General features: G+C 70.8%; 19 protein-coding genes and 1 pseudogene. 5 read left to right on the forward strand and 15 right to left on the reverse strand.

Translation table 11 applies throughout. The features are described from left to right. Positions 1-197 precede the first annotated feature (197 nt). The gene (locus tag AB0I94_RS39885; RefSeq protein WP_003948568.1) at positions 198-809 is read right to left on the reverse strand and encodes a response regulator transcription factor; all 612 of its coding nucleotides are present in this window, start codon (positions 807-809) and stop codon (positions 198-200) included. Between the two features lie 389 nt (positions 810-1198). Between AB0I94_RS39885 and AB0I94_RS39890 the strand changes: the two genes are divergently transcribed. Beyond that, positions 1199-1543, forward strand: a complete 345-nt coding sequence (locus tag AB0I94_RS39890; protein WP_363314713.1) for a WhiB family transcriptional regulator — start codon at positions 1199-1201, stop codon at positions 1541-1543. Between the two features lie 87 nt (positions 1544-1630). Here AB0I94_RS39890 and AB0I94_RS39895 read toward each other — a convergent pair whose 3' ends face one another. Continuing rightward, positions 1631-2527, reverse strand: a complete 897-nt coding sequence (locus AB0I94_RS39895; RefSeq protein WP_363314714.1) for a LysR family transcriptional regulator — start codon at positions 2525-2527, stop codon at positions 1631-1633. Between the two features lie 79 nt (positions 2528-2606). Between AB0I94_RS39895 and AB0I94_RS39900 the strand changes: the two genes are divergently transcribed. Both AB0I94_RS39900 and AB0I94_RS39905 read left to right on the forward strand, forming a co-directional pair. Then, entirely contained in the window at positions 2607-3284 is a 678-nt protein-coding gene (locus AB0I94_RS39900) for an MOSC domain-containing protein (protein ID WP_363314715.1), read from the forward strand. 33 nt (positions 3285-3317) lie between these two features. Further along, a complete protein-coding gene (locus AB0I94_RS39905; protein WP_363314716.1) occupies positions 3318-4091 on the forward strand; it encodes an SDR family oxidoreductase in 774 nt (257 codons plus the stop codon). 145 nt (positions 4092-4236) lie between these two features. Here the strand turns inward: AB0I94_RS39905 and groL are convergent, their stop codons facing one another. The 4 genes and pseudogenes from groL to AB0I94_RS39925 form a co-directional block, all read right to left on the reverse strand. Beyond that, complete coding sequence (groL, locus tag AB0I94_RS39910) at positions 4237-5865, reverse strand: chaperonin GroEL (RefSeq protein ID WP_363314717.1); 1629 nt, start codon at positions 5863-5865, stop codon at positions 4237-4239. Positions 5866-6017: 152 nt separating this feature from the next. After that, the gene (groES, locus tag AB0I94_RS39915; RefSeq protein WP_006347174.1) at positions 6018-6326 is read right to left on the reverse strand and encodes a co-chaperone GroES; all 309 of its coding nucleotides are present in this window, start codon (positions 6324-6326) and stop codon (positions 6018-6020) included. A 351-nt stretch (positions 6327-6677) separates the two neighbouring features. Next, positions 6678-6761: pseudogene (locus AB0I94_RS39920) on the reverse strand (polysaccharide deacetylase); the annotation flags it as partial. A 73-nt stretch (positions 6762-6834) separates the two neighbouring features. Next, positions 6835-7794 carry a polysaccharide deacetylase family protein gene (locus AB0I94_RS39925; RefSeq protein WP_363314718.1) on the reverse strand — a complete coding sequence of 320 codons (960 nt, stop codon included), beginning with the start codon at positions 7792-7794 and terminating at the stop codon, positions 6835-6837. An 82-nt stretch (positions 7795-7876) separates the two neighbouring features. Here AB0I94_RS39925 and AB0I94_RS39930 point away from each other — a divergent pair, with 82 nt between their 5' ends. After that, positions 7877-9103, forward strand: a complete 1227-nt coding sequence (locus AB0I94_RS39930) for a methyltransferase domain-containing protein (protein ID WP_363314719.1) — start codon at positions 7877-7879, stop codon at positions 9101-9103. A gap of 47 nt (positions 9104-9150) precedes the next feature. Here AB0I94_RS39930 and AB0I94_RS39935 read toward each other — a convergent pair whose 3' ends face one another. The 6 genes from AB0I94_RS39935 to tsaB all read right to left on the reverse strand — a co-directional run bounded on the left by AB0I94_RS39935 (position 9151) and on the right by tsaB (position 13554). Further along, positions 9151-10464, reverse strand: coding sequence for an RNA polymerase sigma factor (locus tag AB0I94_RS39935; protein WP_363314720.1), 1314 nt, complete (start codon positions 10462-10464; stop codon positions 9151-9153). 68 nt (positions 10465-10532) lie between these two features. Beyond that, positions 10533-10889, reverse strand: coding sequence for a YciI family protein (locus AB0I94_RS39940; RefSeq protein WP_363314721.1), 357 nt, complete (start codon positions 10887-10889; stop codon positions 10533-10535). Between the two features lie 125 nt (positions 10890-11014). Further along, positions 11015-11272 carry a hypothetical protein gene (locus tag AB0I94_RS39945; protein ID WP_363314722.1) on the reverse strand — a complete coding sequence of 86 codons (258 nt, stop codon included), beginning with the start codon at positions 11270-11272 and terminating at the stop codon, positions 11015-11017. Further along, a complete protein-coding gene (tsaD, locus tag AB0I94_RS39950; RefSeq protein WP_363314723.1) occupies positions 11269-12393 on the reverse strand; it encodes a tRNA (adenosine(37)-N6)-threonylcarbamoyltransferase complex transferase subunit TsaD in 1125 nt (374 codons plus the stop codon). The genes AB0I94_RS39945 and tsaD overlap by 4 nt, the downstream gene beginning before the upstream one ends. Continuing rightward, the gene (gene rimI, locus AB0I94_RS39955) at positions 12386-12868 is read right to left on the reverse strand and encodes a ribosomal protein S18-alanine N-acetyltransferase (RefSeq protein WP_363314739.1); all 483 of its coding nucleotides are present in this window, start codon (positions 12866-12868) and stop codon (positions 12386-12388) included. The genes tsaD and rimI overlap by 8 nt, the downstream gene beginning before the upstream one ends. A 29-nt stretch (positions 12869-12897) precedes the next feature. Then, complete coding sequence (gene tsaB, locus AB0I94_RS39960; protein WP_363314724.1) at positions 12898-13554, reverse strand: tRNA (adenosine(37)-N6)-threonylcarbamoyltransferase complex dimerization subunit type 1 TsaB; 657 nt, start codon at positions 13552-13554, stop codon at positions 12898-12900. Between the two features lie 108 nt (positions 13555-13662). Between tsaB and AB0I94_RS39965 the strand changes: the two genes are divergently transcribed. Next, positions 13663-14214 (forward strand): hypothetical protein, encoded by a 552-nt coding sequence (locus AB0I94_RS39965; protein ID WP_363314725.1) that lies wholly within the window; start codon positions 13663-13665, stop codon positions 14212-14214. Positions 14215-14497: 283 nt separating this feature from the next. Here the strand turns inward: AB0I94_RS39965 and tsaE are convergent, their stop codons facing one another. From tsaE to alr, 3 genes are read right to left on the reverse strand one after another with little or no spacing between them, the layout of a single operon-like run. After that, positions 14498-15010, reverse strand: coding sequence for a tRNA (adenosine(37)-N6)-threonylcarbamoyltransferase complex ATPase subunit type 1 TsaE (gene tsaE, locus AB0I94_RS39970; protein WP_363314726.1), 513 nt, complete (start codon positions 15008-15010; stop codon positions 14498-14500). 11 nt (positions 15011-15021) lie between these two features. Beyond that, a complete protein-coding gene (locus tag AB0I94_RS39975) occupies positions 15022-16233 on the reverse strand; it encodes an alpha/beta hydrolase (RefSeq protein WP_363314727.1) in 1212 nt (403 codons plus the stop codon). Positions 16234-16246: 13 nt separating this feature from the next. Beyond that, a complete protein-coding gene (gene alr, locus AB0I94_RS39980) occupies positions 16247-17416 on the reverse strand; it encodes an alanine racemase (protein WP_363314728.1) in 1170 nt (389 codons plus the stop codon). Between the last annotated feature and the right edge of the window lie 112 nt (positions 17417-17528).

Raw genomic sequence — 17528 nt, forward strand, 5'->3', positions numbered from 1 at the left:
AGCAGGTGCGCCGGAACTCATCTCGTGCGCCCTCCCCTCCCGCTCGACCGACCTGTCCCCGAGGAACTCCACCCCTCAAGGATGCGGCATCGGCGGCGAAGCAACGGCAACCGCTCCCGCGAGGGGGAGCGACGGGCGTCCGTCACCCCGCCCACCACACGGCGGGCGGGGAAAGCCGTGCCCGCACGGCGGCACACCTATCGCACCAGGCCCCAGCGGAAACCGAGCGCCACGGCGTGCGCGCGGTCCGAGGCGCCGAGCTTCTTGAACAACCGCCTCGCGTGGGTCTTGACCGTGTCCTCGGAGAGAAAAAGCTCACGTCCGATCTCGGCGTTGGACCGGCCGTGGCTCATGCCTTCAAGCACCTGGATCTCACGCGCGGTGAGCGTGGGCGCCGCGCCCATCTCGGCCGAACGCAGTCTGCGCGGAGCCAGCCGCCACGTCGGGTCGGCGAGCGCCTGCGTGACGGTCGCGCGCAGTTCGGCGCGCGAGGCGTCCTTGTGCAGATAGCCGCGGGCTCCCGCGGCGACCGCGAGCGCGACGCCGTCCAGGTCCTCGGCCACGGTGAGCATGATGATGCGCGCACCGGGGTCGGCGGACAGCAGCCGCCGGACCGTCTCCACGCCGCCCAGACCGGGCATGCGTACGTCCATCAGAATCAGGTCCGAGCGGTCGGCGCCCCAGCGGCGGAGGACTTCCTCGCCGTTGGCCGCCGTCGTCACACGCTCGACGCCGGGCACGGTCGCAACCGCGCGGCGGAGCGCCTCTCGGGCAAGCGGGGAGTCGTCGCAGACGAGGACGGATGTCATGAGTGTCCTCCGCGGCTCTCACAGCTGCTGCGCGTCACCTTGAGCCTCCAGGCTGGTACATATTCGTCACCTGTGCGGTTGACGCTCTCGGACATCTGCCCGAGCGCTTGTTCTTTCAACCGCCTCGCACTCTCAACGACGGTCACCCGAAAGAGTTACGGGACGGTCAGCCACGTTCGGCACTCTACGTGAGGGCGCGGACACAGAGCAGGCAGCGCAAGAGACCCTCAACCTTTCATCACAACCCATGCCCCATTTAGCCCCCCTCCTTCCCTTTTGCCAGTGTATGTGGCTAGATTTTCCAATGAGTCATATTTTCATCTCCTTAGACAGTAGATGTACGGTCGTGGGCACCGTATCCGCGCAGAACGGCTACCAGGAGACAAGCAATGGCAGATTTCTCCCGCCTTCCAGGACCGAACGCAGATCTCTGGGACTGGCAGCTCCTCGCGGCCTGCCGAGGGGTCGACAGCTCGCTCTTCTTCCACCCTGAGGGCGAGCGGGGCGCGGCACGCAGCGCGCGTGAGAACTCCGCCAAGGAGGTCTGCATGAGGTGCCCGGTACGCGCGGAGTGCGCCGCTCACGCCCTCGCGGTACGGGAGCCGTACGGCGTGTGGGGCGGGCTCACCGAGGACGAGCGCGAGGAGCTCATGGGCCGCGCCCGCAACCGCCTGGTCACCACGAGCGCGCCCTCGGCGTCGGCCGCACACGGCGGCATGGTCACGCGAAACTGAAGGAACGTTTCTCCACAGGCGCACGGCTCAATGCTCGGCCCCATGATCGACTAAGTGCTCGGCTCAGCACTCAGTTCAGTACCCGGCTCAGCGCTCCGCGGCGCGCGCGAGGTGGTCCAGCGTGGCTGCCACCGCGGGCACCTGCGCCAGATCCGGCAGGGTGAGCGCGACGATCTCGCGCTGGACGGCAGGCTCCACCGTCACTGTGCGTGCACCTTTGGGGCGTACGGATTCGATGGCCAGTTCGGGCAGCACCGCGACCCCGAGGCCCGCGCCGACCAGACCGATCACCGCCGGATAGTCGTCGGTCGCGAAATCGATGCGGGGCACGAAACCCGCCCCTTCGCAGACCTCGACCAACTGCCTCCGACAGCGCGGGCAGCCCGCGATCCACGGCTCGTCGGCCAGCTCCCCGATGGCGACCGACTCCGCCTTGGCGAGCCGGTGCCCCTCGGGCACGAGACCGACGAGCCGGTCGGCGAGAAGAGGGCGTACGACCAGGTCGTCCCACTCTTCGGCGGCGGACGCGCCTTCGTAGCGGAAAGCGAGCGCCACGTCGCAGTCGCCCTCGCGCAGCATCTCGACCGAGCGCGGCGGTTCGGCCTCCACGAGCGAGACGCGGGTACCGGGGTGAGCCGCGCGCAGGGCGGCCAGCGCGCTCGGCACCAGCGTCGAGCTGCCGCTGGGGAAGGAGACGAGGCGGACACGGCCCGCCCGCAGGCCCGCGATCGCGGCGACCTCCTCCTCGGCGGCCGTCAGCCCCGCCAGGATGCCGGTGGCGTGCCGGACCAGGGCTTCGCCTGCCTGGGTCAGCCGCATCTCCCGCCCAGTGCGGATCAGCAGTGTCGTGCCCGCGGAGGCTTCCAGCACCTTCATCTGCTGGCTCACGGCGGGCTGGGTGCAGCCGAGCTCGCGCGCCGCGGCCGAGAAGGAGCCGGTGGTGGCGACCGCACGCAGGACGCGGAGATGACGGGCTTCGATCATGTTGCAAGCATAAGCGGCACTTGGGGCGGGCGCCCAATAATGCGTCGACACTTTGAACACGCTCCCCTAGCCTTCCGTCATGAAGCTTCTCTCCGTGAATCAGGGCCGGTTCGAGGCCGTGGAGTACACCGACGCCCCTTCGGGCGGCACCGGAATCGACAAGCGCCCCGCCGAAGGGGCCGTACGGGTGACGGCGCCCGGCGCGAAGGGCGTCGCCGGCAGCGGGGTGGCCGGGGACGAGGTCTGCGACCTGCGGCACCACGGCGGTGACGACCAGGCCGTGTACGCCTACGCGCGCGAGGATCTCGACGAGTGGGAACGGCTGCTCGGCCGCTCGCTGCGGCACGGCTCCTTCGGCGAGAACCTCACCACGTCCGGGATCGACGTGAGCGGCGCCAAGATCGGTGAGCGCTGGCGGGTCGGCCCCGATCTGCTTCTCGAGGTGACGTCGGGCCGCATTCCCTGCCAGACGTTCCAGGGCCACCTCGGCGAGACGAAGTGGGTCAAGCGCTTCACCCGGCAGGGCGCTCCGGGCGCCTATCTGCGGGTGATCGAGCCGGGTGAGATCCGCGCCGGGGACACGATGGAGATCGCGCACCGCCCGGCACACGACGTCACCGTCGCCCTCCAGTTCAGGGCCGTCATGACGGAGAAGCACCTGCTGCCGAGCCTGCTCGCCGCCGGTGACGCGCTGCATCCCGAGATCCTGGAGTCGGCCCGTAAGTACGCGGACAAGTACGGTTCGCGGGCGTCGTAACCGGCGGTCCCCGGATCTCACTAGCCTTGGCACATGACTACGGCTCTGATTACGGGATCGACAGCCGGTATCGGCGCGGCCTTCGCCCGGCGGCTCGCCGGTGACGGCCACAACCTGGTTCTGGTGGCACGGAACACCGAGCGGCTTCGGGAACAGGCGACCGAACTGCACGACCGGCACGGCATCGAGGCGGAGGTCCTCACCGCGGACCTCGCGACCGACGACGGGATCGCCGCCGTCGAGAAGCGTCTCGCGGACCGCAGGGACGCGGTCGACCTGTTGGTGAACAACGCCGGCTTCGGCAACAGGGGGCAGTATCTGGAGGTGCCGATCGAGGACGAGCTGACGATGCTCAAGGTGCACTGCGAGGCGGTGCTCCGGCTGACGTCGGCGGCGACGGAGTCGATGCGGGACCGGGGCCGCGGCGGCGTCGTCAACGTCGCTTCGGTGGCGGCGTTCGTGCCGCGCGGGACGTATGGCGCGTCGAAGGCGTGGGTCGTGCAGTTCACGCAGGGAGCGGCGAAGGACCTGGCGGGATCCGGGGTGCGGCTGATGGCCCTGTGCCCCGGATTCGTACGGACCGAGTTCCATGAGCGCGCCGGGATGGGGACGTCGAACATCCCCAAGTGGATGTGGCTCGACGCGGACAAGCTGGTCGCGGCGGCGCTGTCCGACTTGGCGCGGGGCAAGACTCTGTCCATCCCGGACCCGCGCTACAAGGCCCTGATGGGCGTGGTGAAGGTGACCCCGAGGGCGCTGCTCGGCGGAGTGACATCGCGGACGGGACGTAAGTACGGCCCGCAGTAAGACATCCGGGGGCGCCCCGTCAGGGGCGAGGGGAACTGCGCGACAAGCCACGACGGTTCCGCACCCGAGAACGCACGGAGGCCCGGCACCCCACTACGGGGTACCGGGCCTCCGGTTCAGCTACGCGGCAGCGTCAAGCAGCGGATCAGTGCGAGTGACCGTGGCCGTGGCCGTGACCGGCGTCGCCCTCGTCCTCGGCCGGCTTCTCGACGACCAGGGTCTCGGTCGTGAGGAGCAGCGACGCGATGGACGCGGCGTTCTCCAGGGCGGAGCGGGTGACCTTGACCGGGTCGATGACGCCGGCCTTGACCAGGTCGCCGTACTCGCCGGTGGCGGCGTTGAAGCCGAAGCCCTTGTCGAGCTCGGCGACCTTCGAGGTGATGACGTAGCCCTCGAGGCCGGCGTTCTCGGCGATCCAGCGCAGCGGCTCGACGGCGGCGCGGCGGACGACGGCGACACCGGTGGCCTCGTCGCCCTCCTTGCCGAGGTTGCCCTCGAGCACCTTGACGGCGTGCACCAGAGCGGAGCCACCACCGGAGACGATGCCCTCCTCGACCGCGGCGCGGGTCGCGGAGATGGCGTCCTCCAGACGGTGCTTCTTCTCCTTGAGCTCCACCTCGGTGGCGGCGCCGACCTTGATGACGCACACGCCGCCGGCCAGCTTCGCGAGGCGCTCCTGGAGCTTCTCGCGGTCCCAGTCGGAGTCCGTGGACTCGATCTCGGCCTTGATCTGGTTGACGCGGCCTTCGACCTCGGCGGAGTTGCCCCCACCGTCGACGACCGTGGTGTCGTCCTTGGTGATGGTCACGCGACGGGCGGTGCCGAGCACGTCCAGGCCGACCTGGTCGAGCTTGAGGCCGACCTCTTCGGCGATGACGGTGGCGCCGGTGAGCGTGGCGAGGTCACCGAGCATGGCCTTGCGGCGGTCACCGAAGCCGGGGGCCTTCACCGCGACGGCGTTGAAGGTGCCGCGGATCTTGTTCACGACCAGGGTCGAGAGGGCCTCGCCCTCGACGTCCTCGGCGATGATCAGCAGCGGCTTCGAGGCGTTGGTCTGGATGACCTTCTCGAGCAGCGGCAGCAGGTCCTGGATGGACGAGATCTTGCCCTGGTGGATGAGGATGTACGGGTCGTCGAGGACGGCCTCCATACGCTCCTGGTCGGACACCATGTACGGGGACAGGTAGCCCTTGTCGAAGGCCATGCCCTCGGTGAAGTCCAGCTCCAGACCGAAGGTGTTGGACTCCTCGACGGTGATGACACCGTCCTTGCCGACCTTGTCCATCGCCTCGGCGATGAGCTCGCCGACCTGCGGGTCCTGGGCGGACAGACCGGCGACGGCCGCGATGTCGGCCTTGTCGTCGATCGGGCGCGCGGTGGCGAGGAGCTCCGCGGAGACGGCCGCGACGGCGGCGTCGATGCCCTTCTTCAGGGCGGCCGGGGAGGCGCCGGCGGCTACGTTGCGCAGGCCTTCCTTGACCAGGGCCTGGGCGAGCACGGTCGCGGTGGTGGTGCCGTCACCCGCGATGTCGTTGGTCTTGGTCGCCACCTCCTTGACGAGCTGCGCGCCAAGGTTCTCGTACGGGTCGTCGACCTCGACCTCACGGGCGATGGTGACGCCGTCGTTGGTGATGGTGGGGGCGCCGAACTTCTTGTCGATGACGACGTTGCGGCCACGGGGGCCGATCGTCACCTTGACCGTGTCGGCAAGCTTGTTGACGCCGCGCTCGAGGGCGCGACGGGCGTCCTCGTCGAACTTCAGGATCTTCGCCATGGGAGCGGTTCAGCCCTCTCGAAAACTCAGGGGGGTCCGGGGTCGACCTCGACCCCCGGAATGTTCAGCAACGAACCGCGCCCCTCGCCGCCCGGCAATCAGCGGGGTGACCAGGGGCGCAGCTCATAGCAAAATCTGGTGAAGCGGGTGAATTACTTCTCGACGATCGCGAGTACGTCGCGAGCCGAGAGGACGAGGTACTCGTCACCGTTGTACTTCACCTCGGTGCCGCCGTACTTGCTGTACAGCACGACATCGCCGACCTTCACGTCGAGCGGCAGGCGCTCGCCGTTCTCGAAGCGGCCCGGGCCCACGGCGAGGACAGCACCCTCCTGGGGCTTCTCCTTCGCGGTGTCCGGAATGACCAGGCCAGAGGCCGTGGTCTGCTCGGCGTCGAGCGGCTGGACCACAATGCGGTCCTCAAGCGGCTTGATGGCAACCTTGGAGCTGGCGGTCGTCACGATCCGGTCTCCCCCTTCGGAGATCTACGGGGTTAACAGTCTGGGGTGGCGACCAGGTGGATCCGTCGTCGCGGGTGCCGGACCTGCCCGTCGCTGTTGGCACTCTCCAGTGGTGAGTGCCAAGGCCGAGACTAGGACGACGATTAGCACTCGGTCAAGCGGACTGCTAATTCGCTGACGCGGGTCTTATCCGGGTGGAGTGCGCTCGGGGGGCACGGAGGCCGCCTCGCGCCCCTCCGCGCAACGTCTCCCGAGGGCCGGCGGTTCCGTCTTCGCGTCCACGCGCCGCCCGGTTTCCGGCGGGCCCGCGGGTGGCGCGCAACTGGGCGAGGCCCCCGGTTTTCTCGGGGGGACCTTCTCCGCCGCCTTGCGGCCGAGGCGCTCGATCGGGTCCACCGACTGCGCGCACCCGGTGAGCAGCGCGGGCGCGAGCACGCCTGCCGCGAGGGTGGCGGCGAGGAAGCGGTGCGCCCGCGCCCGCCCGGTCACAGGTGGTCCTCCAGCCCGGTCACAGGTAGTCCTCCAGCCTGGCCACCGCGTACCCCTTGTCGGTGACCGTCTTCATGACCTTGCGGACCATGTCGGGCATCGTGCCCTTCCAGTCCTCGCGGCCCCGGAAGTGCGTGAGGATGATGTCGCCGGGGTGCAGGTCCCGGTCCCACTCGCGCCACTCCATGCGGTCGGCGAAGGCCTCGGAGGCCCACAGCGGCACGGCCTTGATCCCGCAGGACTTGGCGGCCCGCAGCGTGTCCGCGTTGTAGTTGCCGTACGGCGGGCGGAAGAGCTCCGGCCGCTTGCCGTAGCGCTTGTGGATGACGTCTTGCATGCCGCAGATCTCGCGGCGCTGGCCCGCGTACGAGAGGCCCGGCATGTAGCGGTGGTTGAGCGTGTGGTTGTTCAGCACGACACCACGGGACTGCATCTTCTTGAAGTAGCCGTAGTCCTCCTTGACCAGATAGTCGCTGAGGAACGCGGTGTAGGGGATCTGCAGTTCGCTCATCATCTTGAGCAGCGCCGGGTCCTTCTCGGCGCCGTCGTCGATGGTCAGGAAGACGATCTTCTTCTTGGTCGGGATCGTCGTGAAGACGGGCGGCAGACTCGACTGCCCCTTGACCTCGAACCCCTTGCGGGTGGTGATCTTCGGCTTCTTCTCCGGGGCTCGCGGCGCGGCCAGCGGGGTCTTCGCCAGGCCCCAGCGCTTGGCGGCGGCGGCGCGGGCGACCTGGGCGACGCGGAGTTTCTGGGCGTAGGAGTCGAGGGCGCGGGCGGGCGGCGCGTCCAGACGCTGCTGGCCGGGGGCGGGGTTCGACCCGCCGTCGGCGCCCGAGGCGCAGCCGGAGGCGATCGCGGCGACGGCGAGCACGGCCACCCCGGCGCGTACCCGTCCCCTGGCCCGGCGCCACGCCCGGCCTCGCCCCGGAGTGTGCCACCTTGGGCTGAATTTGTCGTTTTGTCTTACTAGTTGCATGGCGCCGGATCTTTGCAGCTCACGGCCCCGCTGCCGGGCCGACACCGCCACCGGGCGCGCACCATCCACCGACTGGCCCACAATGGGCCGGGTGAACGACCTCGACCGCGCCTCGACCGCCCTGACCTCCTTCTCCGCGCTGCTCACCCCCGAAGGCCGGTCCCTTCTCGATCTCGACGAGGTACGGGAGGCCGATCCGGCCCGGGAGCTGGCCGTCGCCACCCGCCTGCGCCGCGATCACCCGGCCGAGCTGGTCACCGCGGTGCTCGCGCAGGCGCGGCTGCGCCGCCGTGCGGTGGCGAAATTCGGGGCCGAGGACGCGCGGCGGATGTTCTTCACTGCGAACGGCGTCGAGCAGGCGACCCGTACGAGCGTGGCCGTGCACCGCGCCGAGAGCTTCGAGGCACTCGGCGTACGCGGTGTGGCCGACCTCTGCTGTGGCATCGGCGGCGACGCGATCGCCCTGGCCCGGGCCGGGATCTCCGTACTCGCCGTCGACCGTGACCCGCTGACCTGCGCGGTGGCGCGCGCGAACGCGGACGCCCTTGGCCTCGCGGACCTCATCGAGGTGCGCGAGGCCGATGTGACCGAGGTCGACACGTCCGCGTACGACGCGGTCTTCGTGGACCCGGCGCGGCGGGGCGGACGGGGCCGCGTCTTCGACCCCGAGGCGTACTCCCCGCCGCTCTCCTGGGCGATCGAGGCAGCCCGCAAGGCCCCGCACGCGGCGCTGAAGATCGCTCCCGGCATTCCGCACGAGGCGGTGCCCGCCGATGCCGCCGCGGAGTGGATCTCGGACGGCGGGGACGTGAAGGAGGCCGTGCTCTGGTTCGGCTCGGACAGCCCGTCCTCCCACCGCGCGACACTGCTGCCCTCGGGCTCCTCCCTGTGGTCCTCGCTCGACGCGATGCTGCCGGACCCCCAGGTGCGGCCGGTGGGACGCTACCTGTACGAACCGGACGGCGCCGTCATCCGCGCGCATCTGGTGGCGGAGGTGGCCGCGCGGGTGGAGGGCGGCCTGATCGACGAGACCATCGCGTACGTCACCTCCGACTCGCCGCATGCGACGCCGTACGCGACCGCGTATGAGATCACCGACCAACTCCCCTTCGGAGTCAAGAAGTTGAAGGCGGTGCTGCGGGAGCGCGAGGTCGGGATCCTCACGGTGAAGAAGCGGGGCTCCGCGGTGGAACCGGAGGAACTGCGACGGAAGGTGAAGCCGCAGGGCAAGAACTCCGCGACGGTGTTTCTGACGCGGGTGGCCGGTGCGCCGGCGATGCTGATCGGGCAACCGGTGGCCGAATCTTGAAGCCGGGTCTCCGGCACCGTCGATCACCGGCTCCGCCGAGCTGGTCCTCAAACGCCGGACGGGCTACAGGACTCGGCCCGCCCCATCAACAACTCCCGCTCCCGCGAGTTCCGCGTGAGCGCCGCCGCCCGCTCGAACTCCGCCCGCGCCTCCGCCGCACGCCCGAGCCGCAGCAGCAGGTCACCGCGCACGCTCGGCAGCAAGTGGTAGCCCTTCAGGGCGGGCTCCTCCGCGAGCGCGTCCACCAGGCGCAGGGCCTGGGCCGGGCCCGAGACCATCGACACCGCCACCGCGCGGTTCAGTTCGATCACCGGTGACGGCGTGCGGGCGGCAAGCAGCTCGTACAGGGCGACGATCTGGGGCCAGTCCGTTTCCTCGTACGACGCGGCGTTCGCGTGGCAGGCGGCGATCGCGGCCTGCAGTTCGTACGGTCCTGGCGGCGCGCCGGGAGCCGCCGAGCGGGCGCGGGCGAGTGCGGCGAAGCCCCGCCGGATCAGCGGCCGGTTCCAGTGGCGGCGGTCCTGGTCCGCGAGGAGCACCGGCTCGCCCTTGGGTCCCGTACGCGCCGCCGAGCGGGACGCCTGGAGCTCCAACAGCGCCGCCAGGCCGTGCACTTCGGCCTCCCGCGGCATCAGTCCGGCCAGCACGCGGGCCAGCCGGAGGGCGTCCTCGCACAGGGCGGGTCGCAGCCAGTCGTCGCCCGCCGTCGCCGCGTATCCCTCGTTGAAGATGAGGTAGATGACTTCGAGCACCGACCCGAGCCTGGCCTCGCGCTCGGCTCCGTACGGCATCTCGAAGGCCACGCCCTTGGTCGCGAGGGTGCGCTTCGCGCGCACGACGCGCTGGGCCACCGTCGCCTCGGGAACCAGCATCGCGCGGGCGATCTCCGCCGTCGCGAGACCGCCGAGCAGCCGCAGGGTCAGCGCGATGCGGGCCTCGGCGGAGAGCACCGGGTGGCAGGCGGTGAAGACGAGGCGCAGGAGGTCGTCGTCGATGCCATCAGGGTCGGCGAGCCCGGCGGGCTCGTCGACATGGGGCGGCGCCGCCTCCAGGTCGCGGCCCATCTCCTCCAGCTTGCGCGCGTAGCGCTCCTTGCGGCGTACGAGGTCGATGGCGCGGCGCTTGGCGGTGGTCGTCAGCCAGGCGCCCGGGTTGTCGGGGACGCCGGTCCGCGGCCACTGTTCGAGCGCGGCGACCATCGCGTCCTGCGCCAGCTCCTCCGCGAGGCCCACGTCGCGCACGATCCGCGCGACACCCGCGATGAGGCGCGGGGACTCGATGCGGAAAACGGTCTCGATGGCGCGGTCAGGGGAGTCCGGGCGTGGGTCCGGGCGTGGGTGCTCTGCGGAGTGGGCCGTCACGGCCACCCATCAGAGCACCCTGCGCGGGGCACCGCAAAGAACCGGCGCCCCCGGCCCTCGCCTCGGGCTCAGCCCTCGATGATCTCCCGGACCTCCGCCGTCACCGTCCACTGCTCGTCGTGGGTCTTCAGGAAGCGGCCGGCCCACTCGATCGCCTCGGCCTTGTCCTTGCACTGCGAGATCGAGTAACCGCCGACGACCTCCTTCGCCTCGGTGAACGGTCCGTCCGTGACGGACAGTCGGCCACCCTCCCAGTGAACCCGGGTGCCCGCGGAGGTCGGGGTGAGGCCCGCGGTGTCGAGCATCACCCCCGCCTTGGTGATCTCTTCGAGCAGCGCGCCCATGCGCTCGCCCATCTCGGGGCTCGGGCCGCCCTCGGGAGAGTTCTTCTCGTCGATGCGGATCATCGTCAGAAAGCGCGGCATGACCGGTTCTCCATTCGGTGTGCGAGCGGGGCTTCTTCCCGCCTCTCACTCATGCGTCGAACGGGAGACACCCGGATCGACACCCGCCCCGAAATTCTTTGGACTTTCTCGGTCGGGCCCCTCGGTCAGCCGAGACCGGCCGACTCGAACCGCCAGCGGTGCACCGCCCGCGTCACCAACTCCGGCGGAGGCTCCGGGAGTTCGGGGAGATCGGCGTCGTACGTGGCGTCCCACCAGGTCAGCACGAGCACCCGGTCCTGCGGGGCGCGGAAGCTCTCCCGCCGGACCGGATCGCCGTCCAGGGCCTGGGCCCGCGCCCACGCGAGCAGTTCGTCGCCCCGGCCGTCGACGGCACGGGCCTCCCACATCAGCGCGACGGTCACGAGTACAGGTTCTCCTTGCTGACCTCGTGCACGTGGTCATGGTCATGAGAGTGGGCGTGCGAGTGGGAGTGGCCCGGGACGTGCGGCTCCGTCACCGGCAGCGAGGAGTCCGCCGACAGGTCCCAGTCGGACGCCGACCGGTTCCGCGCCACCATCTCCGCGCCGAGTGCGGCCACCATCGCGCCGTTGTCCGTGCACAGCTTCGGCCGCGGCACCCGCAGCCGGATGCCGGCCGCCTCGCACCGCTCCTGCGCGAGCGCGCGCAGCCGCGTGTTGGCGGCCACGCCACCGCCGATCATCAGGTGGTCCACGCCCTCGTCCTTGCAGGCCCGCACGGCCTTACGGGTCAGCACGTCGACGACCGCCTCCTGGAAGGACGCCGCCACGTCACGGACGGGAACGTCCTCGCCGGCGGCCCGCTTGGCCTCGATCCAGCGCGCGACGGACGTCTTCAGGCCGGAGAAGGAGAAGTCGTACGCCGCGTCGCGCGGTCCGGTGAGACCGCGCGGGAAGGCGATCGCCTTCGGGTCGCCCTCCTTCGCGTACCGGTCGATGACGGGGCCGCCGGGGAAGCCCAGGTCGAGCACCCGCGCGATCTTGTCGAAGGCCTCGCCCGCCGCGTCGTCGATCGTCGCGCCCAGGGGGCGCACGTCCGAGGTGATGTCGGTGGAGAGCAGCAGCGAGGAGTGGCCGCCCGAGACGAGCAGCGCCATCGTCGGCTCGGGCAGGGTGCCGTGCTCCAGCTGGTCCACGCAGATGTGTGAGGCCAGGTGATTCACGCCGTAGAGGGGCTTGCCGAGCGCGTACGCGTACGCCTTGGCCGCCGATACGCCCACGAGCAGCGCGCCCGCGAGGCCGGGCCCTGCGGTCACCGCGATGCCGTCCAGGTCCTTCGCCGTGACGCCCGCTTCCTTCAGGGCGCGCTCGATGGTCGGCACCATCGCCTCCAGGTGCGCGCGCGAAGCGACCTCGGGCACGACACCGCCGAACCGGGCGTGCTCGTCGACGCTGGAGGCGATGGCATCGGCGAGCAGGGTGGTGCCGCGGACGATGCCGACGCCGGTCTCGTCGCAGGAGGTCTCGATGCCGAGAACGAGAGGTTGGTCGCGCGAGTCAGCCATGGGTGTCGGTTCCTTGTACGGGATTCACTGAGGTTGATGGATCGGTCAGACGCATCACCAGTGCGTCCACGTTGCCCGGCTGGTAGTAGCCGCGCCTGAAGCCGATGGGCTCGAAGCCGAAGCGCTCGTACAGCTTCTGCGCCCGTGTGTTGTCGACCCGCACCTCGAGCATGACCTCGGCGCACTCGAAGGCGGTCGCCGCGCTCAGCAGGTCGGTCAGGAGCCGGGAGCCGAGTCCCGTGCCCCAGTGGCTCGGGGCCACCGCGATGGTCTGTACGTCGGCCTGGTCGCCGGCCGAGGCGAGCCCCGCGTACCCGACGAGGCGGTCCCCGTCCGTCGCGACCACATAGCGGCGGGTGGCCTTCGGCCCGCGCGCGTGGGAGAGCTCGGACCAGAACATGCCGCGCGACCAGGCGTCGTCCGGGAAGAGTTCCTTCTCCAGGACGAAGACGGGCTCGATGTCCCACCAGCGCATCTCGCGCAGGACGACTGTCGTCACGGATGTCACTTGGGGGTGACCACCTTGTAGTTCTTGGGCACCTGCGCGTCAGGCCGGCGCAGGTACAGCGGCCTGGGGGCCAGGAGCTCCTCGCCCGCGGCGAGCTTCTCCGCGGCGAGCGAGGCGAGCGAGGCCGCCGAGACGTGCTCGGGGGCGCGGGCGTCCGGGAACGTCTCGGGGAACAGCACAGCGCCCGCGCCGACGGCGGGCAGACCCGCCACCTCGTCGGCGATGTCGGCGGGGCGGTCCACGGCGGCCTCGGTGAGGCGGGTGCGCGGGTCCGCGTACCGCGCCCAGTAGACCTCCTTGCGCCGCGCGTCCGTGGCGACGACGAAGGGGCCGCCCTCGACGCCGGATTCGTACGCGAGGCCGTCGAGCGTGCACACGCCGTGCACCGGCACGCCGAGCGCGAGGCCGAAGGTGTCGGCGGTCATCAGGCCGACGCGCAGACCTGTGTACGGGCCGGGGCCCACGCCGACGACGATGCCGGTCACGGCGTCGAGTCCGAGCCCCGCCTCGGCGAGCACCCGGTCGACGGCGGGAAGCAGCAGTTCGCCGTGGCGGCGGGCGTCCACCTGACTGGAGGCTGCGACGACGGACGAGCCGTCGTGCAGCGCGACGGTGACGGCGGGGGTGGCGGTATCCAGAGCGAGCAAGAGCACGCGAATAGCCTACGGCTCCGACGCCCGGAGCACGGCCGACCGAGGATGCCGCACACCTGCTGCTAACGTCACTCCATAGCCGTACGGAGCACGAAGAGGGTGGCGCAGGTGTCCAGGAGCAGCTCGGGATTCGTGGCCGGGCTCACCGCCGCTGCGCTCGCCGCGGTCGGCTTCCTCGCTTACCAGGCCTCGGCCAGCGCGCCGGACACCCTGGGCAAGAAACCGGACACGTCCCCTTCCGCCTCGGCCTCGCGCTCCCCCAAGGACAAGGCCGATCCGGCGGCGGTCCCCGCGCAGTCCGGTTCGGGCGAGCGGGTCGTCTACTCCGTGGGCGAGGACCGCGTGTGGCTGGTCGGCGGCTCCGGCAAGGCGCAGCGCACCTTCAAGGTCACGCCGAGCACGGTGGACCCGGTCCCCGGTACGTACGCCGTCACCTCTCGCTCGGGCACCGTCACCGGAACGGATGGCGTGGCGATCGAGCATGTCGTGCGCTTCGCGACCGTGGACGGGATCGCGATCGGCTTCAGCGCGGCGGTGGACGGCTCGACGCCGAAGCCTGACCCGTCGAAGAAGACCGGCGGCATCCGCGAGTCGCGCAAGGACGGCAACGCGATGTGGGAGTTCGCGACGATCAGCAAGAAGGTCGTCGTCGTTCCGTAGCCGCTTCGCCCCCGGATGCCGGGGCACGCGGCGGTGTGGAGACCTCGCTCGCGGCGGCGCAGGACGCCAGCAGATCGCGCATGGAAATCCCCGATGGCCCCGACAGCCCGTGCGGCCGGGGCTTGGCGTCATGTTCTGAAGCCGACATGGATGCCTCCTGGACTCCGGGGCAGACGTGGTTAGGTAGACCTAACCAGTGCCGGTATCCATGTGACCACGCGCGCAGCGCGCCGCGCAACATCTTCCCGACGCCTTGTCGGAATGTTGGGCGAAAAGACGAGGATCAGGCCGAGAGCAGGGTGAGGTCGGCCTGGGCCCAGCGCGGGCCGACGCCGGTCAGCGTCACTTCCCGCACCTCGTCCGTCGTGTCGCCGACCGCCCGGTCGATGACGACGCGCAGCCGGTCCTCCGAGAGCTCCTCGACCTTGCCGTCGCCCCATTCCACGACGATCACGGATTCGGGCAGCGAGACGTCGAGGTCGAGGTCCTCCATCTCGTCGAGGCCGCCGCCCAGGCGGTACGCGTCCACGTGCACCAGGGGCGGGCCGTCGGAGAGGGACGGGTGGACGCGGGCGATGACGAAGGTCGGCGACGTGACGGCGCCGCGAACGCCGAGGCCCTCGCCCAGGCCGCGGGTCAGTGTCGTCTTGCCGGCGCCGAGCTCGCCGGTGAGCATCACGAGGTCGCCGGGGCGGAGCAGCTTGGCCAGGCGGCGACCCAGGTCGCCCATCTGCTCGGGGGAGGTGACGGTGATGGCGAGGGAGTTCACGGGGGCCACGTTGTGCGGTGCTTCCATGCCCACCCACGTTAGCGGCTGGAGGCCCGTGCACCGGCCGCCGCGGGCATCGCCCCCGCCCGCGCGAGAAGGTCCGCAAGGCGGTCCGTGACGACCTCGGGGTGCTCCAGCATGACCAGGTGCCCGGCGTCCGGGACGAGCACCAGCTCGGCGTCCGGGAGCAGGTCGGCGATGGCCTCGCTGTGCTCGCTGGGCGTCACCAGGTCCTTGTCACCGGCCAGGACGAGCACCGGAAGCTCGGCGAAGTACTTCAGCGCCTCCGTCTTGTCGTGCTCGGCGAACGCCGGATAGAACTCCGCGACCACGTCGATGGGCGTCGACTCGATCATCCGCTCGGCGAACCGCGAGATCGCCGGGTCCACTTCCTTCGACGAGAACGAATAGCGCTTGATGACCCCGGCGAAGAGGTCAGCGGTGGCCCGCCGCCCCTTCTCCACCAGCTCGGCCTGCGATCCGAGCGCCTTCAGAATCCCCGGAAGCACGCGCCGCACAGCGTTCATCCCGGCGACCGGAAGACCGAAATTGACCTCCCCGAGCCGCCCGGAGGACGTACCCACGAGGGCGACGCCGACGACACGCTCGCGGATCAGGTCCGGGAAATGGTCGGCGAGCGCCATCGTCGTCATGCCGCCCATGGAGTGCCCGACGAGCACCAGCGGCCCCTCCGGCGCCGCCGCGTCGATGACGGCCTTCAGATCCCGCCCCAGCTGGTCGATGGAGACCGGCGCCCCGCCCGCCAGCTGCGCCACGCCGCGCTCGGAGCGGCCGTGGCTGCGCTGGTCCCAGTACACACAGCGCACGACGCCGCGCAGGGCCGCCCGCTGGAAGTGCCAGGAGTCCTGGTTCAGGCAGTAGCCATGGCTGAAGACGACGGTGACGGGAGCGGGCGACTTGCGTCCGAAGAGCCTGCGGCGGCGCGGTGCCTGCTCGCTGTCCGCCTCGACCTCTTCGACCTCGTACGAGAGTTCCGTGCCGTCGTCGGCGTACGCCTGGCCCGGCAGGCCGCGCAGCGAGCCGTACGGACCTGACGCGTCGAGTGCGAGCCGCGCCTTCTTGCGCATGCCGCGGCCGACGGTCAGCCGCTCGACGGCGACGCCGGCCGCCGCGCCCGCGGCGACGACACCTATCGCGGCACCGGCGAAGCCGGCCCTGCGCCAGTTCCCGGCCGCCGCGACGACTTCCGTCACCGCGTCCGCGGCCGCCCCCGTGCTGGTCTCGCTCACGTGCCGCTCCTCCTCAGACGCCGTCCGCTTCGCGCCGTGCCGGTCCCTCGTTCACATGGACGCGCGGGACACGCGATCCGATGCGGGTGACGATTTCGTACGCGATGGTGCCCGCCGCCTGTGCCCAGTCCTCGGCGGTCGGCTCGCCCCGGTCGCCGGGACCGAACAGCACCGCCTCGGAGCCCACCGCCGGCTCGTCACCGCCGAGGTCGACCACGAACTGGTCCATCGCCACCCTTCCGGCGACGGTCCGCAACTTGCCGCCCACGAGCACGGGTCCGGTGCCGGACGCGTGGCGCGGGATCCCGTCCCCGTACCCGACGGGGACGAGTCCAAGGGTCGTCTCGCCGGGCGTGACGTAGTGATGCCCGTAACTCACGCCGTGACCCCCCGGCACGTGCTTCACCAGGGCGAGCGAGGCGCTGAGCCGCATGACGGGCCGCAGTCCGAACTCCTCGGGGGTGCCGACCTCGGGGCTGGGCGAGATCCCGTACATCGCGATTCCGGGGCGTACGAGATCGAAGTGGGTCTCCGGAAGGGTGAGCGTGCCGGGCGAGTTGGCGATGTGCCGCACCTCGGGCCGGACGCCCCGCTCCTCGGCGGCGGCGACCATCTCGCGGAACAGCGTCAGTTGAGCGGCGATGGACGGATGTCCTGGCTCGTCGGCGCACGCGAAGTGCGACCAGAGCCCGGTGACGCGCACCAGGCCCTCGGCCTCGGCCTGCAGCGCCTGCGAGACGAGTTCGGGCCAGTCGGCGGGCGTGCATCCATTGCGCCCGAGGCCAGTGTCGGCCTTCAGCTGAATACGCGCCGTACGCCCCACGGCCCGCGCGGCGGCGGACACTTCGCGCAACGCCCAGAGCCCGCTCACCGACATGTCGAGATCGGCCTCGACGCCCTCGCGCCAGGGCCCGCCCGGCGTCCACAGCCAGCACATGAGGCGCCCCTGGATGCCGGCGGCCCGCAGCGTGAGGGCTTCCTCGGGGGTCGCGGTGCCCACCCAGGTGGCTCCCGCCTCCACGGCGGCACGGGCGCAGGGCACCATCCCGTGGCCGTACGCGTCCGCCTTCACGACGGCCATGAAGGCGGCTCCTGGCGCGTGGGCACGCAAAGTCCGCACGTTGGCCCGGAGGGCGGCCAGATCGATCTCGGCGCGGGCACGCAAAGGTGCGGTCTCAGTCATAACGCCGACCAGTGTCTCAGAGCCCACCTCTGACGATCTCCCTACCGCCGGGCTGCGCCGCTCCCCCGCATCCGCCCCCACCGTCACCCCGCAGCTTCAACCGCAACGAACA

This window comes from Streptomyces sp. NPDC050147 (assembly GCF_040660195.1).
Lineage (GTDB): Bacteria > Actinomycetota > Actinomycetes > Streptomycetales > Streptomycetaceae > Streptomyces.

Coding starts and splice junctions, on each gene's coding strand:
- tsaE (WP_363314726.1), bottom strand. CDS start 15,010: ATGGAAGCACCGCACAACGTGGCCCCCGTGAACTCCCTCGCCATCACC.
- tsaD (WP_363314723.1), bottom strand. CDS start 12,393: ATGGCTGACTCGCGCGACCAACCTCTCGTTCTCGGCATCGAGACCTCC.
- AB0I94_RS39905 (WP_363314716.1), top strand. CDS start 3,318: ATGACTACGGCTCTGATTACGGGATCGACAGCCGGTATCGGCGCGGCC.
- AB0I94_RS39885 (WP_003948568.1), bottom strand. CDS start 809: ATGACATCCGTCCTCGTCTGCGACGACTCCCCGCTTGCCCGAGAGGCG.
- AB0I94_RS39940 (WP_363314721.1), bottom strand. CDS start 10,889: ATGCCGCGCTTTCTGACGATGATCCGCATCGACGAGAAGAACTCTCCC.
- AB0I94_RS39930 (WP_363314719.1), top strand. CDS start 7,877: ATGGGCCGGGTGAACGACCTCGACCGCGCCTCGACCGCCCTGACCTCC.
- AB0I94_RS39900 (WP_363314715.1), top strand. CDS start 2,607: ATGAAGCTTCTCTCCGTGAATCAGGGCCGGTTCGAGGCCGTGGAGTAC.
- rimI (WP_363314739.1), bottom strand. CDS start 12,868: ATGCGCTGGTGGGACATCGAGCCCGTCTTCGTCCTGGAGAAGGAACTC.
- AB0I94_RS39890 (WP_363314713.1), top strand. CDS start 1,199: ATGGCAGATTTCTCCCGCCTTCCAGGACCGAACGCAGATCTCTGGGAC.
- groL (WP_363314717.1), bottom strand. CDS start 5,865: ATGGCGAAGATCCTGAAGTTCGACGAGGACGCCCGTCGCGCCCTCGAG.
- AB0I94_RS39895 (WP_363314714.1), bottom strand. CDS start 2,527: ATGATCGAAGCCCGTCATCTCCGCGTCCTGCGTGCGGTCGCCACCACC.
- alr (WP_363314728.1), bottom strand. CDS start 17,416: ATGACTGAGACCGCACCTTTGCGTGCCCGCGCCGAGATCGATCTGGCC.
- AB0I94_RS39925 (WP_363314718.1), bottom strand. CDS start 7,794: ATGCAACTAGTAAGACAAAACGACAAATTCAGCCCAAGGTGGCACACT.